This window comes from Nocardia sp. NPDC004718, assembly GCF_053601535.1.
Genome location: NZ_JBSGCA010000009.1, coordinates 37,534 through 62,559, shown reverse-complemented (window position 1 = coordinate 62,559; position 25,026 = coordinate 37,534). Strand labels below are relative to the sequence as shown.

The 25,026-nt window shown below is 66.8% G+C and carries 42 protein-coding genes; 34 read left to right on the top strand and 8 right to left on the bottom strand.

Features of this window, described 5'->3' with window-relative positions; genetic code table 11:
• Positions 1–198 precede the first annotated feature (198 nt).
• Complete coding sequence (locus ACWEH3_RS09545; protein ID WP_450015127.1) at positions 199–1,308, bottom strand: glycosyltransferase; 1,110 nt, start codon at positions 1,306–1,308, stop codon at positions 199–201.
• 8 nt (positions 1,309–1,316) lie between these two features.
• Positions 1,317–2,057, bottom strand: a complete 741-nt coding sequence (locus ACWEH3_RS09540; protein ID WP_452358294.1) for a DUF2334 domain-containing protein — start codon at positions 2,055–2,057, stop codon at positions 1,317–1,319.
• A gap of 471 nt (positions 2,058–2,528) precedes the next feature.
• Here ACWEH3_RS09540 and ACWEH3_RS09535 point away from each other — a divergent pair, with 471 nt between their 5' ends.
• Together ACWEH3_RS09535 and ACWEH3_RS09530 are read left to right on the top strand one after the other, a co-directional pair.
• Positions 2,529–2,972 carry a TY-Chap domain-containing protein gene (locus ACWEH3_RS09535; protein WP_355072834.1) on the top strand — a complete coding sequence of 148 codons (444 nt, stop codon included), beginning with the start codon at positions 2,529–2,531 and terminating at the stop codon, positions 2,970–2,972.
• Positions 2,973–3,034: 62 nt separating this feature from the next.
• On the top strand, positions 3,035–3,769 hold the full coding sequence (locus tag ACWEH3_RS09530) for a DUF4191 domain-containing protein (RefSeq protein WP_450021600.1): 735 nt from the start codon (positions 3,035–3,037) through the stop codon (positions 3,767–3,769).
• 74 nt (positions 3,770–3,843) lie between these two features.
• Here ACWEH3_RS09530 and ACWEH3_RS09525 read toward each other — a convergent pair whose 3' ends face one another.
• Positions 3,844–4,299, bottom strand: a complete 456-nt coding sequence (locus ACWEH3_RS09525) for an RDD family protein (protein ID WP_364427805.1) — start codon at positions 4,297–4,299, stop codon at positions 3,844–3,846.
• A gap of 252 nt (positions 4,300–4,551) precedes the next feature.
• On the opposite strand from ACWEH3_RS09525, the gene glnA reads away from it, so the two are divergent.
• Positions 4,552–5,988 carry a type I glutamate--ammonia ligase gene (gene glnA / locus ACWEH3_RS09520; RefSeq protein ID WP_355072839.1) on the top strand — a complete coding sequence of 479 codons (1,437 nt, stop codon included), beginning with the start codon at positions 4,552–4,554 and terminating at the stop codon, positions 5,986–5,988.
• A gap of 27 nt (positions 5,989–6,015) precedes the next feature.
• On the opposite strand, the gene ACWEH3_RS09515 is transcribed toward glnA, so the two are convergent.
• Positions 6,016–7,203, bottom strand: a complete 1,188-nt coding sequence (locus ACWEH3_RS09515; RefSeq protein WP_450021597.1) for a tyrosine-type recombinase/integrase — start codon at positions 7,201–7,203, stop codon at positions 6,016–6,018.
• Positions 7,204–7,205: 2 nt separating this feature from the next.
• Positions 7,206–7,931 carry a helix-turn-helix domain-containing protein gene (locus ACWEH3_RS09510; RefSeq protein ID WP_450021595.1) on the bottom strand — a complete coding sequence of 242 codons (726 nt, stop codon included), beginning with the start codon at positions 7,929–7,931 and terminating at the stop codon, positions 7,206–7,208.
• A 134-nt stretch (positions 7,932–8,065) separates the two neighbouring features.
• Between ACWEH3_RS09510 and ACWEH3_RS09505 the strand changes: the two genes are divergently transcribed.
• The 16 genes from ACWEH3_RS09505 (at position 8,066) to ACWEH3_RS09430 (ending at position 14,646) form a co-directional block, all read left to right on the top strand.
• Positions 8,066–8,254 (top strand): helix-turn-helix domain-containing protein, encoded by a 189-nt coding sequence (locus tag ACWEH3_RS09505; RefSeq protein ID WP_450021606.1) that lies wholly within the window; start codon positions 8,066–8,068, stop codon positions 8,252–8,254.
• A 100-nt stretch (positions 8,255–8,354) separates the two neighbouring features.
• The gene (locus ACWEH3_RS09500) at positions 8,355–8,612 is read left to right on the top strand and encodes a hypothetical protein (RefSeq protein ID WP_450021593.1); all 258 of its coding nucleotides are present in this window, start codon (positions 8,355–8,357) and stop codon (positions 8,610–8,612) included.
• Positions 8,609–8,911: a hypothetical protein gene (locus ACWEH3_RS09495; protein WP_450021591.1), complete on the top strand. Its 303-nt coding sequence runs from the start codon at positions 8,609–8,611 to the stop codon at positions 8,909–8,911. The genes ACWEH3_RS09500 and ACWEH3_RS09495 overlap by 4 nt, the downstream gene beginning before the upstream one ends.
• Entirely contained in the window at positions 8,904–9,383 is a 480-nt protein-coding gene (locus ACWEH3_RS09490; RefSeq protein ID WP_450021589.1) for a hypothetical protein, read from the top strand. Before ACWEH3_RS09495 ends, ACWEH3_RS09490 begins: the two co-directional genes overlap by 8 nt.
• 8 nt (positions 9,384–9,391) lie before the next feature.
• Positions 9,392–9,847, top strand: a complete 456-nt coding sequence (locus tag ACWEH3_RS09485) for a hypothetical protein (RefSeq protein WP_450021587.1) — start codon at positions 9,392–9,394, stop codon at positions 9,845–9,847.
• A complete protein-coding gene (locus ACWEH3_RS09480) occupies positions 9,847–10,260 on the top strand; it encodes a hypothetical protein (protein WP_450021585.1) in 414 nt (137 codons plus the stop codon). The genes ACWEH3_RS09485 and ACWEH3_RS09480 overlap by 1 nt, the downstream gene beginning before the upstream one ends.
• Positions 10,260–10,481 carry a sigma factor-like helix-turn-helix DNA-binding protein gene (locus ACWEH3_RS09475; RefSeq protein ID WP_450021583.1) on the top strand — a complete coding sequence of 74 codons (222 nt, stop codon included), beginning with the start codon at positions 10,260–10,262 and terminating at the stop codon, positions 10,479–10,481. The genes ACWEH3_RS09480 and ACWEH3_RS09475 overlap by 1 nt, the downstream gene beginning before the upstream one ends.
• A 52-nt stretch (positions 10,482–10,533) precedes the next feature.
• Complete coding sequence (locus ACWEH3_RS09470; RefSeq protein ID WP_450021581.1) at positions 10,534–11,376, top strand: helix-turn-helix domain-containing protein; 843 nt, start codon at positions 10,534–10,536, stop codon at positions 11,374–11,376.
• A complete protein-coding gene (locus ACWEH3_RS09465) occupies positions 11,373–11,606 on the top strand; it encodes a hypothetical protein (protein ID WP_450021579.1) in 234 nt (77 codons plus the stop codon). The genes ACWEH3_RS09470 and ACWEH3_RS09465 overlap by 4 nt, the downstream gene beginning before the upstream one ends.
• Complete coding sequence (locus ACWEH3_RS09460) at positions 11,603–12,913, top strand: AAA family ATPase (protein WP_450021577.1); 1,311 nt, start codon at positions 11,603–11,605, stop codon at positions 12,911–12,913. Before ACWEH3_RS09465 ends, ACWEH3_RS09460 begins: the two co-directional genes overlap by 4 nt.
• Entirely contained in the window at positions 12,906–13,115 is a 210-nt protein-coding gene (locus tag ACWEH3_RS09455) for a hypothetical protein (RefSeq protein ID WP_450021575.1), read from the top strand. The genes ACWEH3_RS09460 and ACWEH3_RS09455 overlap by 8 nt, the downstream gene beginning before the upstream one ends.
• Positions 13,112–13,390 (top strand): hypothetical protein, encoded by a 279-nt coding sequence (locus ACWEH3_RS09450; RefSeq protein WP_450021573.1) that lies wholly within the window; start codon positions 13,112–13,114, stop codon positions 13,388–13,390. The genes ACWEH3_RS09455 and ACWEH3_RS09450 overlap by 4 nt, the downstream gene beginning before the upstream one ends.
• Before the next feature lie 86 nt (positions 13,391–13,476).
• Positions 13,477–13,782 (top strand): helix-turn-helix domain-containing protein, encoded by a 306-nt coding sequence (locus tag ACWEH3_RS09445; protein ID WP_450021571.1) that lies wholly within the window; start codon positions 13,477–13,479, stop codon positions 13,780–13,782.
• Between the two features lie 26 nt (positions 13,783–13,808).
• Positions 13,809–13,934: a hypothetical protein gene (locus ACWEH3_RS09440; RefSeq protein WP_450021569.1), complete on the top strand. Its 126-nt coding sequence runs from the start codon at positions 13,809–13,811 to the stop codon at positions 13,932–13,934.
• Positions 13,931–14,164: a hypothetical protein gene (locus ACWEH3_RS09435; protein ID WP_450021567.1), complete on the top strand. Its 234-nt coding sequence runs from the start codon at positions 13,931–13,933 to the stop codon at positions 14,162–14,164. Before ACWEH3_RS09440 ends, ACWEH3_RS09435 begins: the two co-directional genes overlap by 4 nt.
• Positions 14,161–14,646, top strand: a complete 486-nt coding sequence (locus ACWEH3_RS09430; RefSeq protein WP_450021565.1) for a helix-turn-helix domain-containing protein — start codon at positions 14,161–14,163, stop codon at positions 14,644–14,646. The genes ACWEH3_RS09435 and ACWEH3_RS09430 overlap by 4 nt, the downstream gene beginning before the upstream one ends.
• Positions 14,647–14,737: 91 nt before the next feature.
• Here ACWEH3_RS09430 and ACWEH3_RS09425 read toward each other — a convergent pair whose 3' ends face one another.
• The 3 genes from ACWEH3_RS09425 to ACWEH3_RS09415 form a co-directional block, all read right to left on the bottom strand.
• A complete protein-coding gene (locus tag ACWEH3_RS09425; RefSeq protein ID WP_450021563.1) occupies positions 14,738–15,301 on the bottom strand; it encodes a hypothetical protein in 564 nt (187 codons plus the stop codon).
• Positions 15,292–15,504, bottom strand: a complete 213-nt coding sequence (locus ACWEH3_RS09420) for a hypothetical protein (protein ID WP_450021561.1) — start codon at positions 15,502–15,504, stop codon at positions 15,292–15,294. Before ACWEH3_RS09420 ends, ACWEH3_RS09425 begins: the two co-directional genes overlap by 10 nt.
• A gap of 74 nt (positions 15,505–15,578) precedes the next feature.
• Positions 15,579–15,851 (bottom strand): hypothetical protein, encoded by a 273-nt coding sequence (locus ACWEH3_RS09415; protein WP_355155783.1) that lies wholly within the window; start codon positions 15,849–15,851, stop codon positions 15,579–15,581.
• An 89-nt stretch (positions 15,852–15,940) separates the two neighbouring features.
• Between ACWEH3_RS09415 and ACWEH3_RS09410 the strand changes: the two genes are divergently transcribed.
• From ACWEH3_RS09410 to ACWEH3_RS09340, 15 genes are all read left to right on the top strand, one after another.
• Positions 15,941–16,672 carry a hypothetical protein gene (locus tag ACWEH3_RS09410; protein ID WP_450021559.1) on the top strand — a complete coding sequence of 244 codons (732 nt, stop codon included), beginning with the start codon at positions 15,941–15,943 and terminating at the stop codon, positions 16,670–16,672.
• Complete coding sequence (locus ACWEH3_RS09405; RefSeq protein WP_450021557.1) at positions 16,669–17,025, top strand: hypothetical protein; 357 nt, start codon at positions 16,669–16,671, stop codon at positions 17,023–17,025. The genes ACWEH3_RS09410 and ACWEH3_RS09405 overlap by 4 nt, the downstream gene beginning before the upstream one ends.
• A 374-nt stretch (positions 17,026–17,399) precedes the next feature.
• Positions 17,400–17,525 (top strand): hypothetical protein, encoded by a 126-nt coding sequence (locus ACWEH3_RS09400; protein WP_450021555.1) that lies wholly within the window; start codon positions 17,400–17,402, stop codon positions 17,523–17,525.
• Positions 17,526–17,734: 209 nt separating this feature from the next.
• Positions 17,735–18,022, top strand: a complete 288-nt coding sequence (locus tag ACWEH3_RS09395) for an HNH endonuclease (RefSeq protein ID WP_450021553.1) — start codon at positions 17,735–17,737, stop codon at positions 18,020–18,022.
• 9 nt (positions 18,023–18,031) lie between these two features.
• On the top strand, positions 18,032–18,226 hold the full coding sequence (locus ACWEH3_RS09390; RefSeq protein WP_450021551.1) for a hypothetical protein: 195 nt from the start codon (positions 18,032–18,034) through the stop codon (positions 18,224–18,226).
• Between the two features lie 154 nt (positions 18,227–18,380).
• Complete coding sequence (locus tag ACWEH3_RS09385; RefSeq protein WP_450021549.1) at positions 18,381–18,674, top strand: hypothetical protein; 294 nt, start codon at positions 18,381–18,383, stop codon at positions 18,672–18,674.
• A complete protein-coding gene (locus ACWEH3_RS09380) occupies positions 18,640–20,106 on the top strand; it encodes a terminase (protein ID WP_450021547.1) in 1,467 nt (488 codons plus the stop codon). Before ACWEH3_RS09385 ends, ACWEH3_RS09380 begins: the two co-directional genes overlap by 35 nt.
• Positions 20,106–21,569 carry a phage portal protein gene (locus tag ACWEH3_RS09375; protein ID WP_450021545.1) on the top strand — a complete coding sequence of 488 codons (1,464 nt, stop codon included), beginning with the start codon at positions 20,106–20,108 and terminating at the stop codon, positions 21,567–21,569. Before ACWEH3_RS09380 ends, ACWEH3_RS09375 begins: the two co-directional genes overlap by 1 nt.
• On the top strand, positions 21,566–22,378 hold the full coding sequence (locus ACWEH3_RS09370) for a VG15 protein (protein ID WP_450021543.1): 813 nt from the start codon (positions 21,566–21,568) through the stop codon (positions 22,376–22,378). The genes ACWEH3_RS09375 and ACWEH3_RS09370 overlap by 4 nt, the downstream gene beginning before the upstream one ends.
• A gap of 48 nt (positions 22,379–22,426) precedes the next feature.
• Complete coding sequence (locus tag ACWEH3_RS09365; RefSeq protein ID WP_450021541.1) at positions 22,427–22,918, top strand: hypothetical protein; 492 nt, start codon at positions 22,427–22,429, stop codon at positions 22,916–22,918.
• A 15-nt stretch (positions 22,919–22,933) separates the two neighbouring features.
• Positions 22,934–23,839 carry a phage major capsid family protein gene (locus tag ACWEH3_RS09360; RefSeq protein WP_450021539.1) on the top strand — a complete coding sequence of 302 codons (906 nt, stop codon included), beginning with the start codon at positions 22,934–22,936 and terminating at the stop codon, positions 23,837–23,839.
• A complete protein-coding gene (locus tag ACWEH3_RS09355) occupies positions 23,839–23,994 on the top strand; it encodes a DUF7302 family protein (protein WP_450021537.1) in 156 nt (51 codons plus the stop codon). The genes ACWEH3_RS09360 and ACWEH3_RS09355 overlap by 1 nt, the downstream gene beginning before the upstream one ends.
• A gap of 5 nt (positions 23,995–23,999) precedes the next feature.
• Entirely contained in the window at positions 24,000–24,461 is a 462-nt protein-coding gene (locus ACWEH3_RS09350) for a hypothetical protein (protein WP_450021535.1), read from the top strand.
• On the top strand, positions 24,454–24,819 hold the full coding sequence (locus ACWEH3_RS09345) for a hypothetical protein (RefSeq protein WP_450021533.1): 366 nt from the start codon (positions 24,454–24,456) through the stop codon (positions 24,817–24,819). Before ACWEH3_RS09350 ends, ACWEH3_RS09345 begins: the two co-directional genes overlap by 8 nt.
• Complete coding sequence (locus tag ACWEH3_RS09340; protein ID WP_450021531.1) at positions 24,816–25,013, top strand: hypothetical protein; 198 nt, start codon at positions 24,816–24,818, stop codon at positions 25,011–25,013. The genes ACWEH3_RS09345 and ACWEH3_RS09340 overlap by 4 nt, the downstream gene beginning before the upstream one ends.
• The last annotated feature ends 13 nt before the right edge of the window (positions 25,014–25,026 follow it).

Sequence of the window (25,026 nt, the reverse complement as noted above, 5' to 3'; positions counted from 1 at the left end):
CCGGCGAATCATTCGCCGTGCGCGGCATTCGCACGCCGAGGCGCGGTGACCCGCACTCGGGGGTCAGCGCACGTGCCTTCGCCCGGCTCGTCGACGCCGGGAGTTGCTGCGCGGAATCGGCGGCACGCAGGCCGACGCCCCGGGTGGGTGTCTTCAGCGGTTGGACCATCGCGATCAGGCCAACGCCGGGGTGCTCCCTCAGGCCGAGCGGGCCGGAGTCTCGTAGTCGGCGTAGAGCGCGAGCATGCTCTCCACCGTCGCCGACCACGGAAAGCGTTCCGCCGCGGCACGGGCCGCGCGACGACGCTGGGCCGCGGGCAGGGCGAGCAGTTCACGCACGCCGTCGGCGAGGCCGCGCGGCGTCCCGTCGCAGACGAGGCCGGAGCCGGGATCGCCGACGAGTTCGCGCGCCGCGCCCGCCGCGGGAACGACGACCGGAGTCCCGCAGGCTAGCGCCTCCAGCACGGCGAGGCCGAAAGTCTCGGCGGGGGAGGGAAACACGGCGATGTCGGCCTCGGCGACCAGGGCGGCCATCGCGGTCCGGTCGGTGAGATGGCCGTGGAAGACGACCGGAAGCCCTGCCGCCAGCTGCTCCAGGCGAGAACGCAGCGGGCCGTCCCCGATAACCGACAGCACGCAGCGCACACCGGATTCGACCAGGACGCGGACCGCCTGGATGGCGCGTTCGGCTCGTTTCTCCCGGGACAACCTGCTCACCAGGACCAGCCGCACCGGATCGTCGGAGCACTCGTCGCGCCGGTTCTCGGTCGATGGGCGAAAGGTCGTGAGGTCGACGCCGAGCGGGATCCTGCGTACGTTGCGCGCGCCGACCCGGTCGAACTCGGCGGTGGCGAAACGCGAAGTGACCACGACCTTCTCGGCGCGCACCCAAAGCCGTCGGTTGGCCAGGTCGGCCGCGGCGGTGAGCGGGAAGCCGCGCGGCACCCGCGAGCGCAGGATGGCGTCGATGCGTTCGTGCGAGAACAACACCAGCGGAACGCCCGCCCCGCGCGCCCACGGCGCCAGCCAGCGGACGCTCAGTTTGTCGCTGCACTCGAGCACGTCCGGGGCCAGCCGGTCGAGCACGGCACGGGTGCGCCGGGCGGTGAGCACGTGATAGCCGGCATCGCCTAACTTGGGGCTGCGCACGGTGATCCGATGCCCGGACGCGGTGTGCTCGTCGGCGTCGCGCGGACCGGGCACGACGAGGACCCGGTCGTGACCCGCCGCCGAATAGCCGCGCCCCATCTCGTCGAGGCACGTGCGCAAACCGCCGGAGGCGGGAGTGTAGAAGTTGGCGATCTGCACGATCCGCACTAGTCGACCGCCGATCCGACCAGCTCGCGATAGGTGGTGGCGTGCGCGCCGGTGCGCAGCACCGCGTCGATGGCGCGCAGCGTGGTGTCGCGCAGGCCCGGTCTGCTCAGATCGTCGGGATGCAGCGCCAGCCGGACCAGCCCGCCGCGTTCGGCGGTGCGGCGTGCCGCCGTCTCCAGCATCGCCGCGCCGAACCGCTCGGACCAGCCGCCGCCCGGCCGATGCGAGAGCGCGAACCCGCGGAACCGGCGTCCGGTGCGCAGTTGCTCGGCGCCGAAGTGGGAGGTGGTGTAGGTGAACCCCGCCGCGCGCAACGCCTGTTTCGCACCGGGCGAGGCGAGCCAGCCCGGCGGCGTGAAACCGGTAGTCGGCAGACCGGCTTCGATCATCACTTCGGTGGCGGCGCGCAGTTTGACGGTGGCCGTGCCGACGTCGACGGCGGCGAACTCGGCCGCGCCGCGCGCCACCGCGTGCGCTACCGCGCGGCGCGGCCAATCACCCTCGGGCCCCGCCCGGTGCGACCACCCGTGCACCAAGACGTCGTCACCGGCCTGCCTGCGCTCCCGCAGGAAGGCCGCGTAATCGGGTTCGTCGGCCAACCGCCGGCCCCGCCACGGCCCCGGTATCACCAACAACGACACGGGAATTCCGAACCGATCGGCATCGGCGCACCAGCGCGCCGTCTCCGCCGCACTCGCCGGTGCGACGTCATGGACGCTCACCACCAACCGCGCACACACGTCGGGGAAGCTAACACCGCCCGGTGGCCGTCAGCTGAACAGCGTGGTGCACTCGGCTGAAAGATGCGTTGGGTTCCCCACCCGATACCGCTCCTACCCGTCCCACGCCGGACTCCATGCGGCCGAGACGAAATCCATAGCGCGATTCCAAGCGCGAACCCGAGCGCTACGGTCTCCCATCGAAAGCATTCCGCCGGACGCATTCCTGCGCTGGCGGAAAACGCCGGGACCGAAACGAAAAACCTCAATTGGCGCTCGGTTTCCGCCGCCTGATCCGTGCGCGCCGCACCGGCGCGACTCGGTGTCGCCGGTGGAGACGCCGCAGGTCCGGGTGGTGCTCGGCCGAGAGCCGATATGAGATATGGCAAACGGCTATAGCCCGAATAAACTACGCAACGTCGCAACGAGTTTCGTCTGGTGTCCCGGCCGGGTCGGCGTATGATCAGGCCAGTGCGAATACCCGGGGGAAGAATGAGCGAGCCGGCGACAGCGGACTGGGAACGGTTCGTGCAATCGCTGGCGCACTGCCTCTCGGAGCTGCCCTCGCGAGCAACCCTGATCATCGCCGCCCCCGGAAATCGCTATGTCCAATTTGTCCAATACGACATAAAATTGTCCGCCGAACTGGCCGGGAACAATTACCTGAGCAACCCGATCCCGGAGACCGCCGCACAGGAGTTGCGCGCACTGGGCTGGCACGAGCCCGCGGATCGGCACGACGCGGACAATTGGACCAGGATCCTCTTCTGGCCCATCGCGCCGAGCAGCTTGCTCGAGTTCGCGCGCTCGGTCGCCGTCGGCCTGCGCGACGCCCTGGGTGTGGCGGCGCCGGTCGAGTTGCGCGCGATGGGCTGGACCGAGGCCTCGGGTGACCTGGATCTCACCGTGCTCGGATCGATCGCGCGCCGCGGGTAGCGCCCGGTCGGCCTGCTGTCCCACGGCGAAGCCGCTACTACCTGGGCACTATCCTGAGAGTCATGGCAGCAGGTAAGCCCACCAAGGAAGCGAAGGCCGCGGCGAAGGCGGCCCGCAAGCAGCAGTCGAGAGAGCGCCGCAAGCAGTTGTGGCAGGCGTTCCAGATGCAGCGCAAGGAAGACAAGCTGCTGCTGCCGCTGATGATCGGCGCCCTGGTCGGCATCACCGCCGTCTTCGCCGTCATCGGCCTGATCTTCGGGCTGACCTGGTTCCTGATCCCGCTGGGTGTGGTGCTCGGCGCGCTGGTGGCGTTCATCATCTTCGGCAGGCGGGTGCAGAAGAGCGTCTACCGCAAGGCCGAGGGGCAGGCGGGTGCCGCGGCCTGGGTGCTGGACAACCTCCAGGGCAAATGGCGGGTGAGCAACGGCATCGCCGCCACCACGCAGCTGGACGCGGTGCACCGGGTGATCGGCCTGCCCGGCGTGGTGCTGGTCGCCGAGGGCTCCCCGCAACGGGTCAAGTCGCTGCTCGCCCAGGAGAAGAAGCGCACGGCTCGGCTGATCGGCGACACCCCGATCTACGACGTCGTCATCGGCAACGACGAAGGCCAGATTCCGCTCAAGGAGCTGCAGCGTTACCTCACCAAGCTGCCGCGCAACATCGACGCCAAGCGGATGGACCTCATCGAAGGCAGGCTGGCCGCCCTCAGTGCGCGCAGCGGGCCCGCCCTGCCGAAGGGGCCGATGCCAGCGGGCGCCAAGATGCGCGGCGTGCAGCGCACCATCCGCCGCCGCTGACCTGCTCGCTCGAAAGGCCCGCCGCCCCGCCCGGGGTGCGGGCCTTTCCGCTCGTTACCGCGCGGGTCGGAAGATCAGCGTGAACGCACCAGCGCCGTTCCGGTCGCGCGATCGTGCATGCCGCGCCCGTCGGCGTCGGTGAACAGCGCGGGCACCACGAACACCAGCAGCACCTGCCTGGCCAGCGCCCGGACGAAGCCGACCGGCGCGGCCGCGTCGATGCGCACCGTGCGCAGCCGCAGGAAATACTGCCCCGGCGTGAACCCGAAGAGCGTGACGGCGCCGACGCCGATGACGAACCAGATCAACAGCGTCAAGCTCGACGCCGAACCGCTGCGCGTGATCAGCGCCGCGATGCCGAGGGCGATCAGCCAGTCCACGAACAGGGCGGCGATGCGGCGGCCCATACCGGCCAGCGAGCCCGCTCCGGCCTTCGGCAGGCCGAGTTGCGCGCCGGGGAACTCGGTGGTTGCCGGGCCACCGGAGTCGGCAGGAGGTCCGGAGAGCCAGGAGCCGGTGATGCGTGCCATGCACCCCAGAATAGGCGCGCCCGGACCGGCGCCCGGTACCGCATAAACGGAGTTCAGCCTCACCGCGCACCGCGGCGCGGGCAGGACTACCATGCATTTCGAGTCATGGTGGTCAGCACCACGCTGCCGGACGCACGTGTAACACCGGCGAAACAAATCCTTGACTGCAGGGAAACACGGCATCCATAGCGTCTGGTCGCGACGAACCCATGCAAGCGACACTGGCTGGGAACCGATCCGTAAGGAGAACAAGTGACGTTCAGCACGGCCGACGAGGTCATCAAATTCATCGCTGATGAGGACATCGAGTACGTCGACATCCGGTTCAGCGACCTGCCCGGTGTGCAGCAGCACTTCTCGATTCCGGGAAAGGCCTTCACCACCGACCTCGCCGAGGAAGGGCTAGCGTTCGACGGTTCCTCCGTCCGTGGGTTCCAGTCCATCGACGAGTCGGACATGCTGCTGCTGCCCGACTTCTCCACCGCGCGTGTCGACCCGTTCCGTGCCGCCAAGACGCTGAACCTCAACTTCTTCGTGCACGACCCGTTCACCCGGGAGGCCTACAGCCGCGACCCGCGTAACGTCGCGCGCAAGGCGGAGGAGTACCTGCGCTCCACCGGCATCGCCGATACCGCGTACTTCGGCCCCGAGGCGGAGTTCTACATCTTCGACTCGATCCGCTACGACTCGGCCATGAACGGCGCCTTCTACGAGATCGAGTCGGTCTCGGGCTCCTGGAACACCGGCGCGGAGTTCAACCCGGACGGCACCCGCAACCGCGGCTACAAGGTCCGCAACAAGGGCGGCTACTTCCCGGTCGCGCCCTACGACCACTACGTCGACCTGCGCGACAAGATCTCGACCAACCTGCAGAACTCCGGCTTCGAGCTGGAGCGCGGCCACCACGAGGTCGGCACCGCCGGTCAGGCCGAGATCAACTACAAGTTCAACACCCTGCTCGCCGCGGCCGACGACCTGCAGCTGTTCAAGTACATCGTCAAGAACACCGCGTGGCAGGAAGGCAAGACCGTCACCTTCATGCCGAAGCCGCTCTTCGGTGACAACGGCTCGGGCATGCACGTGCACCAGTCGCTGTGGAAGGACGGCAAGCCGCTGTTCCACGACGAGGCCGGCTACGGCGGCCTGTCCGATCTGGCCCGCCACTACATCGGCGGCATCCTGCACCACGCGCCGTCGCTGCTGGCGTTCACCAACCCGACGGTGAACTCCTACCACCGCCTGGTCCCCGGCTACGAGGCCCCGATCAACCTGGTGTACTCGCAGCGCAACCGCTCCGCCGCGGTCCGCATCCCGGTCACCGGCAACAACCCGAAGGCCAAGCGCCTCGAGTTCCGCGCGCCGGACTCCTCGGGCAACCCGTACCTGGCCTTCGCCGCCATGATGATGGCCGGCCTGGACGGCATCAAGAAGAAGATCGAGCCGCTGGCCCCGGTCGACAAGGACCTCTACGAGCTCCCGCCGGAGGAGGCCAAGAACATCCCGCAGGCCCCCACCAGCCTCTCGTCGGTCATCGACCGCCTCGAGCAGGACCACGACTACCTCACCGAAGGCAACGTCTTCACCGAGGACCTGATCGAGACCTGGATCACCCTCAAGCGCGAAGGCGAGATCGCCCCGGTGAACCTGCGGCCGCACCCGTACGAGTTCGAGCTGTACTTCGACGTGTAAGCAGTTCGCCGCGTCTGACCTGCGGATTTACGCCTGATTCGGGCGTTGGGTACGCAGTGAGTACGCAGTAGGTTTCACCGAGTCCACCCGTTCGGCGATCACTCCGGAGATCGCCTGGCGGGTGGACTCGTCTGTATCCGGCCACAGATGGCCGTAGGTATCGAGCGTCGTCTTCGCGTTCGCGTGCCTCATCCGGGCCTGCACCACCTTGATGTTGGCCCCACTGGCGATGAGCATCGACGCGAGATAGTGGCGCAGATCCTGGAAGGTGAACTCCTCCGGCAGCCCGGGGATCGTCGGGCGGATCGCGCGGAGGGCGCGTTCGATCTGCCACGGCGGCACCGGCTTCCCGAACTGGTCATTGATCATGCGGGGGCCGGGAAACTTCTTCAGGGCCGCCGAAAGCATGAGCGCGAAGTCGTTCGGGATCGGTATAGGCGCCTCGGACCCATCCGTCTTGAGTGGCTCGCCCGTCCACTGCTGGTGTGGATGCACGATCCCGCGCATGAAGTCGATGTCCTTCTGGGGGTCCAGCCCGGTTGCCTCGCTGACCCGCAGGCCCGCGAATGCGCCGAGGAGGATCGAGATCTGCATGTGCTCGGGCATCGCGTCATAGATAGCCCACATCTGCTTCGTGTCGATGCAGTAGACCTTCTGCTTACCTGCGGGCGGCGCCGTCCGCTTGGAGCAAGGATTGCGGGCCAGCAGGCCGTCCAGGACGGCGTCGCCGAGGATCTGTGACAGGCGGCTGTGGAGGGCGTAAATGTAGCTCGCTTCGTACCCCTGTTTCTTCAGCTTCGCCGTCCATGCCTTTATCGCCGACGGGCGCACCGAGGCGAGCTGGAGTTTCCCGAACTCGGCTTTGATCTGGGCGATGTGCACCTTGGCCTGTCGGACGGTGCCGTCCCTGTGTACGGCGTAGCCCTTGATCCACTCGTCGCACCACTCCTCCACGGTGCGCTTCGCCTCGCGCGGCGCGACGTGCGTTCCCTGCACCAGGGTGGCCATCTGGCTGTCCAGCCATTGCTGTGCATCGACCTTGCGGGCGAACCGCTTGGTGTGCTCGTGGCCGGCGTCGTCGACATAGCGGGCACGCCAGCGCATCCCCTTGCCGTGCAGCTTCGTGGGGACGCGCTTGACGGTGCCGTCCTCCTCGCGGACTTCCATGGTCCAGAGGTCTTCGACCCCGGCGCGGCGATTGCGCTTCTGCGTCATCGCTACTCGCCCTCCGGGCCATAGTCGTCCTCGTCGTCCTGGCCTTGATCGGACTCCGACTTGCCTAGGGGGATCAGGTGCTCAAGGCCCCTCCCGAGACCCGTGATGTCCCGCTCGTAACGGGGTATGCCGACTATCGGGCGGTCGAAGTTGTAGTCAAAGTTCGGCGGCCGGCCGTCCATGCCCGCCTCGTACCATTTCCGCATACCGCCGTCGACCACTTGCGCAGGGTCTACGTCCAGCAGTTTCAGCGCGCGCGCGAGTTCGGTCGCGACCGCCATCGGTTTGTACTCCCGCGTGTCTGAGGGGTCTGGTTCGGCAGGCTCGTATCCGAGTTTCTTGACTTGCTTAACAACCTCGCTGAGGAGATCGCAGGATCGCGCGAACTCGTATCCGCCAGCCTCGATTCGACTGAGTGCACGCTCAATCCCTGCGCTGTATTGGGACAAGCCCAGTGCCCATCCTGTGTCCTTGACGGGCTCCAGCATTCGCTCCGTTGTGACACCGAGTTGCTCTGCGATCATTCGGGCCTCGCCGAGGCGGACTGGCCGTTCGCCCTTCTCAATTCGACTGATCGTCGTCTGATGAACGGTTGCCCATCCGCTCTGTCGTAAGGCGCGCACAAGATCCGCTTGGCTGAGCCCGCGCCGCTCGCGCAGCCGGACCATGTTCTCGGCAAAGCGCTGGTCGGCTTGTTCCGGGCCAACGTCACCAACGGAATCAGTCACAGAAAAGACTAAACACGATTCGTGCTTGCGCGTCAACACAAACGGGTGCACACTCGTTTGTGTTCAGCCAGCAACACGAAAGGGAAATCATGGCTAACCGTGCCAACGCGGAGCCGCACGCCCAGCGTGAGTACATGACCACGCGGGATCTCTCGCAAGAGCTCGGCATTCCGGAGGGAACGTTGCGGTTCTGGCGACACTCCGGCGTCGGCCCCGCATCGTTCTCGATCCGAAAGCGGGTGGTCTACCGGCGTACGGAAGTCGACCGCTGGATCAAGGAGCAGGAAACAGCCACCAAGCGCGGTGGTTGCGATGTCGCGTGACGGTCTGAACGTCGCTGCACACAAGGAAGGCCCGGAGGCGGCGGCCACCGCGTCCGGGCCGGATCAGAACCCAACCTGTCAGGAAGGAATTCCAACCGAAATGGTAACAAACATCCAGGTCGCGAAGCGGCTGGTGTTGTGGGCCGAACCCACCGAGTTGCCCACCTCCGGCCCGGCGAACATCGTCGTCGGTGGGGGAGAGGACACCCGCAGCGGCGGGGAGTTCGCGCTCCTCGCCGTCGAGCTGCCGGGCGTCACGGTCAACACGCACCTCGACGCGGAGCAGCTCACCCAGGTGATCGCCGCTCTCGTCGACATCCACGGTGCGCTCACCCTCGAAACGGGTGATTCCAAGTGACCGCCCTCGCCACCGTCCAGTCCCTGCTCGGCGTCACGGTCGCCGAGCCCTGCGGCAAGGTCACGATCCACTCCGACGGCTGGGTGGAGGTCGGCGCTCTGATCGTCGCCGACAACGGCTCGATCAAGGCTGTACCCGCTTGGGGGATCTCGGAGTACGAGCGCACCGTCCTGACGGCCATGGCCGAGCAGGTCGCCGTCCTCGGCCGCGACAGCCTGACGTGCTGGCGATACCACGAGCGCCTCGGCTGGGTCGTCAGCGTGCTCGTGCGGAGCGCCGGGGGGGTCCGCGATGAGTAGCCCATTCCCCACCACGCCGCCCCCGGGCATGGAACTGTACGGCTTCGGCGTAAGCCGCATCTTCGCGGTGCGGATACGGGCCATCTTCCTGGCCTCCGGGAAAACGATCGCTGAACTCGCAGCGGAGACCGGCATCGAACCCGACGTCCTCAAGACCTGCTTGTTCGATTACGCGGTCTGGGATCACGCCCATCTCGGCCTCGTCGAGGCCGCGTTGGGCTTGGATGTCCCTGCCCTGAAGCGCATGTACAGCCTGCGCCCGATGCCCTCGGAGATGGGCAGGGAGTGCCTGAAGGCGTGGGTTGCGGAGCACTACGGGCGCGAGTTGCCCGCCGACGCCATCATCACCGAATTCCTCGACTCTCCGCTCGGAGCTCACACGCCCGACTACGAGTGGATGAAGTTCACCGCACTCTGCGACTCCCGCGCCATGCGCGACACGCTCAACCCCGAGATGGGTGATTCCGAATGACCTCCTTCATGCCTGACCTGAACCCTGTCCCGATCCCGCGGATCCCCGGCATCGGATACGCCCGCCTGATCGCCGCCCGGATGCGCGGCGAGATCGCCGCCAGGGGGCTGCCTCTCGCCGAACTGGAGGCTGCGACCGACATCGAGCCCAGCGAGTTCGCCGAGTACTTCGATGGCGTCAAGGCGTGGACGCTCGACGATATCGAGCGGGTCGCCTCGGCACTGGGCATCGAGGTCTGGGCACTGCTCGAGATCGGCCCGGCGCCAACCTTGCTGACCCTGACTCAGCTGCTGCTGTGGGTGCGCAAGCACTACGGCAAGGCCGTGTCGCTCGCCGAGGTCATCGACAGCCTGTACGACGCCGCCGACCTCCCGGCACACGACCAGTGGGTCCGCTTCGTCGCGGTCTGTGACAGCACGGCGATTGCGGCCGCGCGTGCATCGAGCGAAGGGACGCAGAACTGATGGCCAGGTACACGCAGTTCGATGCGCTGCAGTGGCTGTGTTACCGGCTCAAGAGCACCGTCGACTGGACCACGGACTCCATCGCGGGATCGCTGTGCGACGGCGACCACGAGGCGGAGTTGGACTCGATCAGCGGCCTGGTCGAGGAGATGAACGCGGTGATGCGCCTCGTGACGGGGCATTGGGGCACCTACAGCGATGGCAGGCAGGTCATCACGACCGTCGAGATCGAGAAGGGGTACAGCTTCACGCACTTGTGGAGCCCCGACGGGGACCTCGACACGGCTCAGACGATCACGGGGAAGCTGCTCGCCGATCCCGGCGAGGACCGCGGCAGCTTCCAGATCCAGATCATCCCGCCGCAGACCCTCGAGGTCCGCGTCCTGCGACTGGAGAAGGGCGGTCGGTCGTGATGTCGGAGTCGACGCTCTCGCCGGACGAGGCCCGGCCGCACATCGTGTCGATCCTCGACGACATCCGCCGTCAGGAGCAGGAGGTCCAGCTCAGCAAGGCCCGCAGCCTGGTGTGGGCACACGACCACGGCCTGCCGGTGCGCGAGATCGCCGAGCACATCGGCATGAGCGAATCCGGGGCCCGCGCCGCCATTCGGCGGGCCAAGGCGTCGCCTCCGTGAGCCCTACACCGATCGCTCGGGCTCTAGAAGGTGCTCTCGTGGAGGTGAATGGGTGAGTTGGCAAGCATGCCACTGGGCGGCCCGGATCGCGAAAACCGGCAGCGGCACCGAGAAGTGTGTCCTGATGATCATGGCCGAGACGGCGGACGATGACGGCCGCGCCGTATTCCTCTCGCAAGAGACGCTGGCCGAGCGGACCGGATTCAACGAGCGGACCATCCGCCGGTCGCTGCTCTCGCTTGAGCAGCAGGGGCTGATCCGCCGTGGCGATCAGAGCTTGGTGGAGGGGATCGCGCCGCGGCATCGGCCGGTGGTGTGGGACTTGGTCATGACCGAGTCACCGAGCCAAATCCGAGGGGACTCTCTGTCCGAGCGAGGGGACTTTGTGTCCATCCGAGGGGACTCTGTGTCCGAAGCGAGGGGACTCTCTGTCCTGAGCGAGGGGACTCTGTGTCCTGAGCGAGGGGACACAGTGCCCCCCAAAGCTTCCTTGGAAGCTTCCCTTGAAGCTTCCAAGGAAGCGGGGCCGCGCAAGCGCGGTGCGCGCGAGCGCGGCACCCGCCTCCCCGACAACTGGATGCCGGGCGAGGAGACCATCGCCTGGGCCCGCCGGGAGCACCCGTCTGTGGACCTCCGCATTGAGCACCAGAAGTTCTGCAATCACTGGCGCGCCAAGACGGGCAAGGACGCGACGAAGTGTGACTGGAACGCCACATGGCGTAACTGGATCATCCGCGAGGCGCAGTACGCGTCTCAGCGAGGACGCGGGCACAGGCGAGACCAGATCATCGCCAACGCCGAACGCTACAAGAACAACTCGAACGGGGATGCGGTCCGGCCCAACGGCTTCGGGCCGCAGCCGGGCATGTTCGCAATCCCAGGAGGCAAATCATGACCAACGACGAAGTCGTGACCCTGTTGCAGGAGATCACTCGGCACGACAACCGCGAGATCGACGAGTCCTCGGTCCGCGTCTGGACCGAGGCCGCGCGACGGCAGCACTGGACGTTCGATGAGGCCCTGGACGCCGTGTACGAGCACTACTCGGCCCAAACCACGTGGCTGATGCCCGGCCACGTCACCCAGATCATCCGTCGGGGTAGGGGGCGGAATTGGCAGGAGTGAGCGAGAGCGCGCCCGTCGCCTACGATCTGACGGCGGAGCGGGCGCTGCTCGGCACAGCGATGTCGTCGCCGGCGCGGATCCGCGAGACGTTCCTCGCGATCCGTCCCGACGACTGGTTCCACCACACCACCCGCAATCTGGCGGCCGTGATCACCGGCATGATGACCGCGGGCAAGCCGATCGACCCGCAGACCGTGCTCGTCGAGGCCGCGAACCGGGGCATGGTCCCCGGCAAGGTGCAGCCTCTGTTTGTGCTCGAATGCCACAACCACGCGGCCCTTCCGGAGTCCGCAGTGGTTCACGCCGAGCGCATCAAGGGCTTGGCGGCGACGCGTCAGCTGAACACGGCGGCCGGGCGGCTGCTGCAGCGCACCAACTCCTCATGGGAGACCGGTGTCGACCGGCTCGACCTGGACGTGCACATCCGGGAGATGCGCCGCGCGCTCGACGAGGCGGAGCAGACCGTCGGGGAGTTGGATTACCGGCCGCCACTGGGGATCTCGGACTACCTCGGCTCGATCTCCCAGGAGCACGACTGGTTGGTGCCGGGGCTGCTCGAGCGGATGGACAGGATCGTCATCACCGGCGCGGAGGGTGGCGGTAAGAGCGTGGCGTGCAGGCAGATCGCGTGCACGCTCGCGGCCGGGCTGCACCCGTTCACCGCGGCGCTGCTCGGGTCGGGCAACCATCAGGCCCGGGTGCTGTACGTCGATTGCGAGAACTCGCCGCAGCAGTCCGCGCGCCAGTTCAAACAGATGCTCGCCACGATCGACCACCGGCGCCGCAACATGGGCATGTCCGAGATGGACTGGAACGAGTGGATGTCGCTGGAGGTGCGCCCCGCCGGTATCGACCTGCTCTCGGGCGCGGACACGGTGTGGCTGGAACGCACCATCAGCGCCTTCGCTCCCGACCTGCTGGTGCTGGGCCCGCTGTACAAGCTGCACCACGAGAACCCGAACGACGAGAAACCCGCCCGCGAGATCGCCTGGGTCATCGACGGCCTGCGGGAGCGGCACGGCTTCGCGCTGCTGACCGAGGCGCACGCCGGGAAGTCCACGACCGGTGACGGCCGCCGCAACATGGCGCCGATCGGGTCGAGCATGTGGCTTCGCTGGCCGGAGTTCGGGTTCGGTCTGCGCCGGTCGGACAACGACACGTCCCGCGGCCGCGCCCAGTTGGTCGACGTCGTGTCCTGGCGCGGTTCCCGGGAGGAGCGGCAGTGGCCGAGCCAACTCCAGTACTCGCCGATCTTGCCGTGGATGCCCGCGGACCCGGCCTACTACGAGGAGGTACGCAGTGCCTGACTGGGCGTACCCGCCACGCAACCCGCCCGAGGTGATTGTCGGTGTCGTGCAGGCGTTTCAGCGGAACTGGCCGCACCTGAAGCCGCCGCTGTTCCACGCCGACGACGTCCTGCCGATGCTGTCCGGCGACGACGCCCAATACAACGCGGCTGTGGTGCTGCTCGACGCCGAGCGCGTCTACTACCCGGACGGCGCCCCATGAGCAAACCGGTCCGGATCATCCGTCGGGTACCACAAGCCACCGACAACCCGTCAGCGGGCAAGCCAGCCACCACAGAGGGCCACTCCGATACGAACGTGTGCCGCATCTGCGGCGTGCATGTCGTGGACACCGAGCGGCACCAGCAGTTCCACGCCGACATCTACAAGGTGTCGGTGTGGATGTGGCGGGTGAACGAACTTCTCCGGACCGACCCAGGCCGGGAAGGTCTTCCCACTGATGGTGAAGGTGTGTCCAGCACTGGGGAGAGGCCGTGAACTGCGCCGAAAGCGCGTCCTAGTGCAAATCGCCGCCTCGACCGACCTGTGCCGGGGCGGCGATTCGCAATGGCAGCATTCCCGCGATGCAGCCTGAACTCCAACACCTCGACGGCGCCGAAGCTTCCAGCGGGACAGCGACGATGAACCCGCTCCGGTTGTACTCGATCGCCGAAGCAGCGGAACTACTACGGGTCAGTGAAGGCTGGATGATGAAGCGACTACGCGACCGAAAGTTGCAGGGCCGCAAGTCCGGACGGAGCTGGTCAATGTCGGCGGCCGATATTCAAGCGGCGATCGACCACATGCTGATGCCGGCAATCGAGGCCAAGCCAGACCCATGGGGCCTGACAGCAAGGAGCCGTCGTCGCCTCCAGCGGAGATTTTCGTGACAACGCACCGAGGAGGTGACCCGGCAATGGAAGCGTGGATCGAGGAGCAGATGAAGCACTTCAAGCCCGGGGACCTCGATGCGGCTGTCCACGTGTGGCGGCAGATCCGCCGAGAGAAGGCGGAATCTCTGCGGCAGGCGGGTGCGGTATGAGTACACAACTGGGAACTGGCGACGCATCCGAACTGGGGGTCGATGTCCGGCCAATCTCCTTCGACCTCGCCGGTGCGGTGGCTTACACGGGGCTGAGCGTGTCGAGGCTGAACCAGCTTGCGCGGGATGAGAAAGTCGTTGTCCTCAAAGAAGGTGTCAAGAACCTCTACCTCCGCTCGAGCCTGGACCGCTACATCAATTCCCTGCCGACGAGGGGTGAGGTGATATGAACTCGGACAGTGTTACGCGCATTCGCTACTCGAGAGTGGAAGCGGCACAAGCGCTCTCAATCTCGACACGGTCACTTGACCGATTGCGGGCGGAAGGAAAGCTGATCGCCCGCGTGGACGGGGGGCGGATCTTCTTCGATCGTACCGAGCTGCAGTCTTACGCCAACTCGTGCCTTGCCGAGGGGGAGGTGATGTCACACGAGGGGCTACCTGCGGCGCGTCAGCGGGTGGAGGTAGAGAACAGCGTCGTTGCTGATGACCAGGAGGGGAGTGCCCTGTCTGCTGGTGGAAAGGCGATTGGGAGCAGGAGGCGGGATAAGCGTCGGGAGCAGTACGAGGCGAGAAGGGATGCGTGGATTGCTGAGCAGCTGGAGAACTGCCCGCCGCTGAACGAGCGTCAGCGGGAGTTGATCCGTTCGGCGTTCGCCGCCCACCGCCGCGACAAGGCCGCGGCCGCCAAGGGGTGGCATACACCGGACTGAGACTGCGCCGGTGCTCAAGACTGAGACGCGGGGGTTTGACGGCAATGGAGGGGCGTACTCGCATTCGCGAACCGCACCTCCATTGCCTGTTTTATCGGGCGTCAGCTACTTCCGTAACTTCGGGCGCCGAGAAGACTTCCGTAGCTTCAGGCGAGAAGGCGAACAGAGTCTTTTCTCCCGCCATTACACGGAGCTTTGGCCAAGCGGCATCCATGTTCTGCACAGGCTCGGTGAGCCTGAGGATGCGTTCGATGCGCCTCCGGGCGTGGGAAATGGGATCCTGGGTTAGCTGTCCGGCTCGCTGATGCGAGAGCCCCAAGACCTCGCCGATCTCCCGCAGCGTCAATCCCTCATCCAACAGGAGGCGAGCTGCGATCTGTGCCTCGGCGGCGGCAGCCGACTTGATGGCCGCTTCCAATTCGTGCAGCTTCCGCGAGAATTCCCAGTGCTTCCGGGCCTCATCCGGGATCTTGATCGTCACCTCGATCTCGAACGACTTGGGGTCGACCTCTTCCATGAGCGCGATCAGATCACGCGCCATTTCATCGACCTCCCGGAGATTGCGAGCCTGAGTCCACTGGTCGATCTCGGGCACATGGACCAGCCAGTACTTCTCCCCGCGTTCTACGTTTGCGTGGTACTTCATCACCGCCACCAGCCCTTCCCGAGCTTGTCCTCGCACTGCTTGCACACCTTCTCGGCGTATAGATCGTCGAGTTCAGTGTGGCGGCCGACCGGGATCTGCTTGCCGTCGAGCTTGTAGATGGTGTGGTTGTTGCCCTCGCGGGCGATTTCCCAGAGCAGGCCCGCGGCTTGGGCTGCTCGGTCAATCTTCCGGAGAAGGTCGGCACGCTTCATAAGCCTAGTCTAGGGTGGCCTAGACATTCAAGGCAAGGCCACTCTAGACAAAGAGGGTTCCGGTGTCTTTTCGGTTACGGCTCGTCGGTGTTCACCTTCGCTTGCTCGAACCGGCTGCGACCCTCGTGCGTGCTCGGGTCGTAGTCTTCGCCGAGCTTGTGGAACTCTCGAGCGAGCTGCGTCGCACCCTTCCGTGTATACAGCGACGCAGTATGCGAGACGGAGGCGTCGTCGAGGCGCGTGATCTCTACGCGGTGCTCACTCCGGTAGCTGATGACTACGTATCGCCAGTGCCCGTCTTCTCCTCGCAGCCAGCCGTCCGGATCACGCTTCAACGTCAGTGCCATATTCGACGCATCGGATCGGATCGCTGCATGTGTTACCAGTGGGACGGTGCTCTCGAGTTCGCCGCTGTAACCGCCTAAAATGGTTACTCATGAGCAGTCGGGCGTCGGACGTTCCAGAACACGAATGTCGGCAGGGCAAACGCTGCCGGGCCCGCGCGCGGGACAGCGAAGGCCAGTGGCGCGGCCAGGGTGTCCAGCGAGCAGACACTCTCTGCCGCCCCTGCGAGGAGCACGCCTTCGCCGACATCCGGCAACTCCGCGACGACTACCTCCTGCTCACCGTGGCGCGCACCATGTCTCAGTCGAAGGTGACCGGGCCGAAGGTCTCCGGCTCCAGCGAACGTCCGATCCCGATCTCCCTGCCCGCGGACACGCTCATGACCACGATCGACAACGAGGCGACCCGCTGGGCGCTCAGAATCACCCGCGGCGAGCCACTCTCGCCCCACCCGATCGGGCAGGTGCTGGAGTGCCTGCGGATCCTGTGCTCCAACCTCGGCACCCTGGTGGACATGCCGAAGCAGGTGGTCGGCGCGTACTTCCCGTACCCGGACGGCGGGGACTGGGACGGGCGCCTCGAGCTCGACGGTGTCGACGCGGTCCTGCGGCTCGCGTCGCTGCACCAGCGCGCGACGAAGGTCCTCGGACTTGAGCCGGAGAAAGACGAACGGCTCAACGACGAGTACTGCCACGTGTGCGGTATCGCGGCGCTGACCATCAGCGTCCGCACGGACCTGATCACGTGCCGTAACCCGGACTGCCGGAATGTTTGGCACCGGGAGGAATTCGCGCGACTGAACAACCCGCTGGCGGCAGCATGAGCACCCTGGTCAAGCGGACCCGCATGGAGTGGTTGCGGGTCCTCACACGCTCCTACCGGCGGGCGCTGCTGAAAGCCGACCCGGATGCGTGCGCGAAGATCGACGCCCAGGCACGCGCGGCCGGGCAGGACTGGATCGTCCCGGCGGAGGTTTCCGCTGAGGAAGCCGAGCAGGAGGTCAATGCCGTCCTCACCGCCGCGGAGATCTCCCGCCGCGCCGGCATCCCCGTCGGCACCATCTACAGCTGGGCGTCACGGGGTCTGCTCAAACCCGTCGAGCCCGGGAAATACCTGGTGAAAGACGTTCTGACAATGCAGGCCCGGGGACGGGTGAGTCGGCTTGACATCGCCTGATCCTTGCTGCAAGCTCAGATCGTCAGTGGAATACGTGTGCCCACTGGGACTTTCCCGGTTTGCTGGCTGATTCCACTTCTTAGACGCCGCAGCGCGTGTCACCAATTCTGGTCCGACGGATCGCTGCCCGGCTCCAACTCCCACAGCCTGGAGTCGACGCGCTGCGGCACCACCTTCCGGCACCGCCAAGGAGCCCCCTGTGGATCTCTCCGCCCTGGTTCGCCTGTTCTGCCATCCGGCGCCCCTGAAGACGCTCGAGGCGCACTACGTGGTGCCGATCCTGACGTGGTACTGGTGACCATGTGATCCGCCGTCGGATCGCCTACCGACTGCGCTGCTGGGCCGACGGTCTCTACCCACTCCCACCTCCCCGCGTGGAGTTCGAGGCCATCCACTTGCCCAACAGCCACACCATCGTGTTCCGGGACAAGAAAACCGGCGAGATGTTCGGCTGCTGCGGCGACGCGCACACGGCACACCACGAAGACCGCAATGCGTGACCGCGTCGACGCCGCCATCCTTCGCGTCATCCGGTACCTGATCACCCACCTGAACATCCATATCGGCTAGGAGCAACCATGGGCAGCGTCGACCTCGACACGCTCGTCACCGCAGGCAAGATCATCGCCATCGTCATCAAGGTCGCGCCCACCGTCATCGGTGCGGTCATCGAGATCATCGGCGCCTTGTGACCCGAAGGCGGTGAAGGGTGGCCGCACGCAACACAACCACGAGAGACAGGGACCGCGCGTACATCAGGCGACAGCGTCCAGCGTGCGGCATCTGCCAAGGCGAGATCGACTACAGCCTCCACTACCTCGATCCCGGCGCCTTCGTCGTCGACCACATCGTGCCGCTTGCCCGAGGTGGAGCAGACACGCGAGACAATAAGCAGGCCGCGCATCGGCACTGCAATCGGCAGAAGTCGGACAAGCTTGAGGATGAGATGAGCCCGGCTCAGCCCATCAGGACGTTCGTCACCGATCGGACGTGGTGAGGTAGGGGCATGGCGGAGCGGGCTGAGTACAGCGACGGCGGCAAAGGATTCCTGGTCCTCGACAGCGCATTGTCGAACGAGGCCGGCATCTACATAGAGGTCGGGTTCTACCTTGAGTCGCACGGGTTCGAGCCAACGCCCGAGCAAGCGCGCGACATCGCGCAGCGACTCACTGCCTGGGCTGACTCAGTTACAAGCCACTGACCTGCATAAACGCTGAAGCTGGCGCAAAACAGCAGGTCAGAGCGCTGCCATCCCTGGCCGGGTGCCCCCTAGCCGGGCGCCTCCAGCACCTCCCGGCATAGGCAGCTCCTCCCCCCGACCAGCCCCCTCCCCCCTCCCGAAGGAGGTGACCCTCATGGCACGTAAGACTCTCCGGGTCGTCTCCGCCGAGGAGCGCAAGGAGGAGCCCCCGAATCTGCTGGAAGCGGTGGAGTCCGGCGACGTCCTGGCCATCATGAAGGCGCAGCGTCGCATCATCGCCGAGTCGCTGACGAAGGCCTCGGAGAACACCCGCCCCCAGTACAGCAACGAGCTGAACAAGCTCAACAAGCTGATCGCCGAGGAGGAGTCGCGGCGCGCCGTGGAGTCGGCTGACGCCTCGGTGGTGGCACCCCTTGAAGTCGAAGCCTGGGACGGCACCGGCTACTGACCGTCGGCCGCTGTCGGCGGTCGCTCGTCACGTCGTCGCTCCGGTCGGCATCGTCGGCAGCGAATGGCCGTCGGTGCGCAAGACGTGCCGTCGCCTCGGCTGGGACTTCGACGGCTGGCAGGACGGCGGGGCGATGCTCATCCTGTCGCAGCGCGCCGACGGCGAGTACGCCTCCGACACGATCGTCATCTCGATCCCCCGCCAGGTCGGCAAGACCTTCCTGGTGGGTTGCATCATCTTCGCCCTCTGCTTGATGAAGCCGGGCCTGCGGGTGATCTGGACGGCGCAGGTGAAGGACACCGCGCTGGAGACCTTCGAGCAGTTCTACGACATGTCGCAGCGCCCGAAGGTCAAGCCGCACATTCTGAAGACGCCGCAGGGCAAGGGCGACGAGGCGATCGTCTTCCGCAACGGTTCGAAGATCGAGTTCGGCGCGCGGGACTCCGGATTCGGCCGAGGCCGCACCGACGTCGACATCCTCGTCTTCGACGAGGGCCAACACCTGTCGCTGCAGGCGCTGGAGAACATGGGCGCCGCGCAGAACGTGGCCGACAACCCGCTGTGCTTCGTCATGGGAACGCCGCCGCGGCCGCAGGACAAGGGCGAGTTCTTCCAGCTGATGCGGCAAGAGGCACTCGACGGCGAGTCCGAAGGCACCTTGTATATCGAGTTCTCCGCCGACCGCGGCTGCGACCCGATGGACCGCGAGCAGTGGCGCAAGGCGAATCCGTCGTTCCCGAAGCGGACCTCGGAGCGGGCGATGCTGCGGCTACGCAAGAAGCTCCGCAACGAAGACTCCTGGCGCCGTGAGGCGTTGGGCATCTGGGACGAGACGGCGCACCGCGCTGTCGTGGCGCCCGCTGCGTGGAAGGACCTTTTCGACCCCGGCCCGGAGGACGGTACGAAGCCGACCGGCATGGCGGTGGATATGTCGCACGCTCGGGAGATCTCAGTCGCGGCGTGCTGGCTCGACGGCGAGTCGGCGCACGGCGAAGAGGTGTGGGCCGGAGTGGACGAGGATGCCGCCCTAGCCTGGGTGCGCGCCCGCGCGGGACGGCGCATCCCGGTGGTGATCGACAACGCTTCCCCGGCGGCGTCGCTGGCGCCCGCGCTGCGGGCCCGCGGCGTGCGGGTGGTGACGACGACGGCGCCGGACATGGCGCGGGCGTGCGGCCTGTGGGTCGGCAAGGTCGGCGCGCAGCGCTTCACGCATTCCGGGCAGGAGGCGGTCGGCGACGCGTTGGCCGGCGCGCGGAAGCGGGCGATCGGCACGGCTGGCGGATGGGGCTGGGATCGCCGCGACGAGTCGGTGAACATCGCGCCGATCGTGGCGCTGACGCTGGCGCTGTTCGCGGCCTCGATGGTGAAGCCGAAGACCACGACCCCGGGCCGGAACGGCCGTACGAGCAGAGGGAGGAGGGCCGCGGTCTAGTGGAGACACAGAAGGTCACCCTGCCCGACCTGGACGACGACGAGAACCGGACGCTGAACAGCCTGCTGGAGAAGCTGGCGCACAAGTCGGACCGGAACCTGCTGCGCGCCGCGTACTACGACGGCAAGCGCGCGGTTCGGATGATCGGCTCGGTGATCCCGCCGCAGTACTACAAGCTCGGCATCGTGCTGGGATGGTCGGCGAAGGCCGTGGACATCCTGGCGCGCCGCTGCACCTTGGACACCTTCGTGTGGCCGGACGGTGACCTCGATTCCATCGGGCTGTCGGAGGTGTGGGAGGCGAACTTCTTCCAGGCCGAGTCGAATTCGGCGATGATCACCTCCCTGATCCACGGCGTCGGGTTCCTGGTGAACACCGAAGGCGGTGAAGGCGAACCGGATTCGCTGATCCATGTGAAGGACGCCCTGAACGCGACCGGCGACTGGAACGCGCGGACACGGCGGCTGGACAACCTGCTGTCGATCACCGACCGGGACCCGGAGACCGGGCAACCGACGGGCCTGGTGCTGTACCTGGACGGCGTCACGGTCACCGGCGCACGTGAGGGCGGTCGGTGGCGGTCGGAGCGTTCCACGCACCCGTGGGGCGTCCCAGCGGAGGCGTTGGTGTACAAGCCGCGGGCTGGGCGGCCGTTCGGCACGTCCCGGATCTCGCGGGCGGTGATGGCGATGCACGACGCCGCGCTGCGCACCGTGATCCGGCTCGAGGGCCACTCGGATGTGTACTCGATGCCGGACATGATCCTGCTCGGCGCCGATGAGAGCGTGTTCAAGAACCCCGACGGCAGCACGAAACCGGTGTGGCAGGCGCTGCTGGGCCGGATCAAGGGCATCCCAGACGACGACGATGCCGCGAACCCACGCGCGGATGTGCGCCAGATCCAGGCGGTGAGCCCACAACCGCATCTGGACGCGTTGAAGCAGCAGGCGATGCTGTTCTCCGGCGAGACGTCGATCCCGTTGACTTCGCTCGGTGTCTCCGACATGAGCAACCCGACCTCCGCGGACTCCTACGTCGCGTCTCGGGAGGACCTGATCTCGGAAGCGGAGGGCGCGACCGACGACTGGTCGCCCGCGTTCCGGCGCACCATGATGCGTTCGCTCGCCATCGCCAACGATCTCAAGGAGATCCCCGAGGAGTGGCGGACGATCGACACGAAATGGCGCTCGCCGGTGTACCTGTCGCGGGCTGCGGAGGCCGACGCCGGCATGAAGCAGCTGACCGCGATCCCGTGGCTTGCCGAGACCTCGGTGGGTCTGGAGTTGATCGGGCTGGACGAGCAGCAGGTCCGCCGCGCGATGGCCGACCGGCGCCGTGCGTCCGTGGCCGCGCTCGCCACCCGCTTGGCTGCCACTCCGGTGCAGCCCGCGGCGCAAACCGGCGCTCCGGTGGAAACAATTGTTTCCACCGACCAGCGACCCGCGGCTGAAGCGACGGCGTGACCGTCTCCCCGGCCGAGCGGCAGCTGATCCTCTCGCAGATCGGGAAGCTGGCCGAGCAGGACATAGCGACACTGTGGCGGCAGGCCACCGCGTTGCCTTCCGGTGAGTTCGCCGCGTTCGTGATCGAGGCGTTCCCGGAGGTGATCGACCCGTTCGCCGCGCTGGCGGCGGACACGGCCGCGGTCTGGTACGAGGACTCTCCTTCCACGAGTGACTACGTCCCGACCGCTGGGCCGCTGCCGGTCGCCGAGCAGCTGCAGGCGTCGGCCACGTGGGCGCTGGGCGCCAACGGCATCGAGGGCCTGGCCCGGTTGCAGGGCACCACGCAGCGCGCGGTGTTCGACGCAGCCAGGGACACCGTGCTCCACAACGTCGACAGTGAGTCCGGCGCCAAGTGGGCGCGCCACGCGTCGGCGAACGCGTGTGCGTTCTGCGCGCTGATGGCCAGCAGGGGAGCGGTCTACACCTCGAAGGCCGCAGCGGAACGCGTCGTCGGCCGCGGCAAAGAAATGTCGCTGGCGGAGCGCCGGATCCGCGCGGCGGGCGGCACCCGCATCGGCGGGCACACTGCGGCGGGCGGCATCCGGGAACGCGGTGTGCAGAAGCTCGGCAAGAAGTACCACGACCACTGCCACTGCATCGCGGTTGAGGTGCGGCCCGGCCAGAGCTACCAGCCGCCGGACTACGTCCAGAAGTGGGACGAGGCGTACATCGTCGCCTCCCGCGAGACGCCGAAGGTCGGCAAGTACGACGCGATCGACCCGACAGCGGTCCTCGCCCACATGCGCGCGTCCCTGGGGACGCACTAGACCACCCCGTCCGGAATGGCTGGGGACAAACCCGAAATGGGAGACGCAATGCCCGACACGACCACCGAGGCCCCCGGAATGGAGACCGAGGACACCACGTCGAACGAGCAGGAACAGAAGCCGACCGAGACGGTCGAGCACTGGCGGAGCAAGTCCCGCGAATGGGAGAAGCGCGCCAAGGCTGGTGCGGCAGCCGTCAAGGAACTCGAGGCCATCAAGGAATCGCAGAAGTCGGACGCCGAAAAGGCCGCCGACAAGATCAAGGCCGCCGAGGCCGAGACCGCGGCGATCCCCGCGAAGGTCGCCGACGCCCTGCGTGAGCACCTGGTGAAGCTGCACCAGATCGACCCCGAGGACGCGGAGTTGTTCCTCACCGCGAACGACCCGGAGCTGCTGCTCAAGCAGGCGGACCGCCTGGTTGGCCAGTCGGGCAAGCGAGCCAAACGAAACCATGTCCCCCGGGAGGGACAGACACCAGCGCGTGGCGAGGACGACGGCCTGCGCGACTTCGCACGCAGTGTCTTCAATCCCGGCGAGTAGCCAAGGAGAGCCATCATGGCTGTGTTGACCACAACCACTTCGGGATTCACGATCCCGAACCAGATCCTCGACCCGTGGTTGGGGAAGATCAAGTACGGATCGACGATCGCCACCCTGTCCGGCGCGACCCCGATGAAGTTCGGCACTGGCGCGTCGATGACCTTCACCATCGGTGAGGCGGAGTACGTCGGTGAGGGCGCGAACAAGGGCGCTTCCACCATCACCCCGACCACCAAGACGGTGAAGCCGTTCAAGTTCCAGAAGACCGTCCGGTGGACCGAAGAGGTCAAGTGGGCGGACGAGGATCACCAGCTCGACGTGATCCGGCAGGTCCTCGACCAGATCGCGCCCGCCCTGGCGCGCGCGCTGGACTTCGGTGTCTTCCACGGCATCAACCCCACCAGCGGCGCGACCGTCGCGGCGATGACCGAGAAGCTGACCGACACCACCAATTCGGTTGAGATCGGCGGCAGCGACAAGCCGTACACGAACGTGGACGCCGCTGACGCCCTGGTGCTCGCCGACGGGTTCGTGCCGCGGGACATGGCCTTGGATCCGTCGTTCGCGTCGGTGTTCGGCAGCCTGCGCAACGCCACCTCCGAGCAGAAGCTGTACCCGGACCTGTCGTACGCCACCTCCCCGGCCGGTCGCCTGGAGAACCACAACACCTCCGTGTCCAACACCGTCGGCGCGGTGGGTATCGCGTCCTCGGCGACCAACGTCAAGGCGTTCGTCGGCGACTTCTCGGCGATCCGGTGGGGCATCCAGCGGCAGATCGGCCTGAAGATGATCGAGTTCGGCGACCCGGACGGCCAGGGCGACCTGCAGCGCAACAACCAGGTCGCGTTCCGCTCGGAGATCGTTTACGGCTGGGGCATCGCGGATCTGAACGCGTTCGCCAAGATCGTGGACGCGGCGTAATGCCTCGCCTGCGCAACATCTGGACGTGCGTCGTGGTCTCGGTCTCCGACGAGACCGCGGCCCGGCTGGGCGGCAACTGGCGTCCCGTCGACGAAGCACCGGAGTCCAAGGCTCCCGCGCGGCGCCGGACGCCGAAGAAGGCCGACGGGGAGTAGGGCAGATGGGCGACTTCATCGCAGCCAGCGACCTCGCGCCGTTCGCAACCATCGACTCGGCGAAGGCCACGGCGATGATCGCGGACGCCGAGGCGATGGCGAAGGTGGCCGCCCCCTGCATCACCGCCGACGACTTCTCCGACGACAAGAAGGCCGTGGTGAAGGCAGTCCTGCGCGGAGCCATTCTGCGCTGGAACGACACCGGCTCGGGTGCGAAGACGTCACGGACAGCGCTGGGCTACTCGGAGACGATCGACACGACCAACCCGCGCAAGTCGCTGTTCTGGCCGTCGGAGATCGAGCAGTTGCAAAGCCTCTGCAAGACCGCCGAAACGGGTGGGGCGTTCAACGTCGACACCATCCCGAGCAGCCTGGTCGTGCACTCGGATACGTGCGCGCTCGTCTTCGGTGCCTCGTACTGCTCGTGCGGGGCAGAACTGACCGGAGGGTACCCGCTGTATGGGTGACTTCCCGACGCCGCACACGATCGGCGTGCACACCTGGACCGGCACCGGTGAGGACGACCACGGCAACGCGGTCGACACCTACGCCCCACCGCTCGACCAGCCCGGCACACCGCACGCGGTGATCGGTTGGCAGGTGCCGTCGTCGACCGAACCGGCCGTCGCCGGACACGACCGGGTGGCCGTGGACGTCGAGCTCGGCGTACCTCCGGGCCTTGTCTTCGGCCCGCACGACGTCGTCGATCTGCCGTACGGGCCGGAGGGGCAGTTCGAGGTGGTCGGCGAGATCCGCACCGCGGACGGCAACCCGTTCGGCTGGAACCCGGGCGGGATCGTGAACCTGGCGAGGTTGGACGGATGAGCCTGCCGCGCATCACGATCGACGTCGACACCAAAGAGCTGCTGATCGACGGGGAGCCGTTCCCGTGGGCGTACGCCGGCGTCGAACCGACGGTCGCCGAAGCTCCGGACGGGACGATCTATCCGGGCGTCACCATCACCATCGCCTGCGCAGACGTGCACGTGATCAAACCCAGTGAGGTGCTCGATGGCTAGGAGACGTCTCGTC

Coding starts and splice junctions, on each gene's coding strand:
- ACWEH3_RS09500 (WP_450021593.1), top strand. CDS start 8,355: ATGGTAACAAACATCCAGGTCGCGAAGCGGCTGGTGTTGTGGGCCGAA.
- ACWEH3_RS09410 (WP_450021559.1), top strand. CDS start 15,941: ATGAGCAGTCGGGCGTCGGACGTTCCAGAACACGAATGTCGGCAGGGC.
- ACWEH3_RS09360 (WP_450021539.1), top strand. CDS start 22,934: ATGGCTGTGTTGACCACAACCACTTCGGGATTCACGATCCCGAACCAG.
- ACWEH3_RS09525 (WP_364427805.1), bottom strand. CDS start 4,299: ATGGCACGCATCACCGGCTCCTGGCTCTCCGGACCTCCTGCCGACTCC.
- ACWEH3_RS09430 (WP_450021565.1), top strand. CDS start 14,161: ATGAACTCGGACAGTGTTACGCGCATTCGCTACTCGAGAGTGGAAGCG.
- ACWEH3_RS09405 (WP_450021557.1), top strand. CDS start 16,669: ATGAGCACCCTGGTCAAGCGGACCCGCATGGAGTGGTTGCGGGTCCTC.
- ACWEH3_RS09365 (WP_450021541.1), top strand. CDS start 22,427: ATGCCCGACACGACCACCGAGGCCCCCGGAATGGAGACCGAGGACACC.
- ACWEH3_RS09490 (WP_450021589.1), top strand. CDS start 8,904: ATGAGTAGCCCATTCCCCACCACGCCGCCCCCGGGCATGGAACTGTAC.
- ACWEH3_RS09420 (WP_450021561.1), bottom strand. CDS start 15,504: ATGAAGCGTGCCGACCTTCTCCGGAAGATTGACCGAGCAGCCCAAGCC.
- ACWEH3_RS09415 (WP_355155783.1), bottom strand. CDS start 15,851: ATGGCACTGACGTTGAAGCGTGATCCGGACGGCTGGCTGCGAGGAGAA.
- ACWEH3_RS09350 (WP_450021535.1), top strand. CDS start 24,000: ATGGGCGACTTCATCGCAGCCAGCGACCTCGCGCCGTTCGCAACCATC.
- ACWEH3_RS09535 (WP_355072834.1), top strand. CDS start 2,529: ATGAGCGAGCCGGCGACAGCGGACTGGGAACGGTTCGTGCAATCGCTG.
- ACWEH3_RS09440 (WP_450021569.1), top strand. CDS start 13,809: ATGGAAGCGTGGATCGAGGAGCAGATGAAGCACTTCAAGCCCGGGGAC.
- ACWEH3_RS09435 (WP_450021567.1), top strand. CDS start 13,931: ATGAGTACACAACTGGGAACTGGCGACGCATCCGAACTGGGGGTCGAT.
- ACWEH3_RS09505 (WP_450021606.1), top strand. CDS start 8,066: ATGACCACGCGGGATCTCTCGCAAGAGCTCGGCATTCCGGAGGGAACG.
- ACWEH3_RS09340 (WP_450021531.1), top strand. CDS start 24,816: ATGAGCCTGCCGCGCATCACGATCGACGTCGACACCAAAGAGCTGCTG.
- ACWEH3_RS09450 (WP_450021573.1), top strand. CDS start 13,112: ATGAGCAAACCGGTCCGGATCATCCGTCGGGTACCACAAGCCACCGAC.
- ACWEH3_RS09515 (WP_450021597.1), bottom strand. CDS start 7,203: ATGACGCAGAAGCGCAATCGCCGCGCCGGGGTCGAAGACCTCTGGACC.
- ACWEH3_RS09475 (WP_450021583.1), top strand. CDS start 10,260: ATGTCGGAGTCGACGCTCTCGCCGGACGAGGCCCGGCCGCACATCGTG.
- ACWEH3_RS09530 (WP_450021600.1), top strand. CDS start 3,035: ATGGCAGCAGGTAAGCCCACCAAGGAAGCGAAGGCCGCGGCGAAGGCG.
- ACWEH3_RS09445 (WP_450021571.1), top strand. CDS start 13,477: ATGCAGCCTGAACTCCAACACCTCGACGGCGCCGAAGCTTCCAGCGGG.
- ACWEH3_RS09355 (WP_450021537.1), top strand. CDS start 23,839: ATGCCTCGCCTGCGCAACATCTGGACGTGCGTCGTGGTCTCGGTCTCC.
- ACWEH3_RS09485 (WP_450021587.1), top strand. CDS start 9,392: ATGCCTGACCTGAACCCTGTCCCGATCCCGCGGATCCCCGGCATCGGA.
- ACWEH3_RS09345 (WP_450021533.1), top strand. CDS start 24,454: ATGGGTGACTTCCCGACGCCGCACACGATCGGCGTGCACACCTGGACC.
- ACWEH3_RS09385 (WP_450021549.1), top strand. CDS start 18,381: ATGGCACGTAAGACTCTCCGGGTCGTCTCCGCCGAGGAGCGCAAGGAG.
- ACWEH3_RS09465 (WP_450021579.1), top strand. CDS start 11,373: ATGACCAACGACGAAGTCGTGACCCTGTTGCAGGAGATCACTCGGCAC.
- ACWEH3_RS09480 (WP_450021585.1), top strand. CDS start 9,847: ATGGCCAGGTACACGCAGTTCGATGCGCTGCAGTGGCTGTGTTACCGG.
- ACWEH3_RS09390 (WP_450021551.1), top strand. CDS start 18,032: ATGGCGGAGCGGGCTGAGTACAGCGACGGCGGCAAAGGATTCCTGGTC.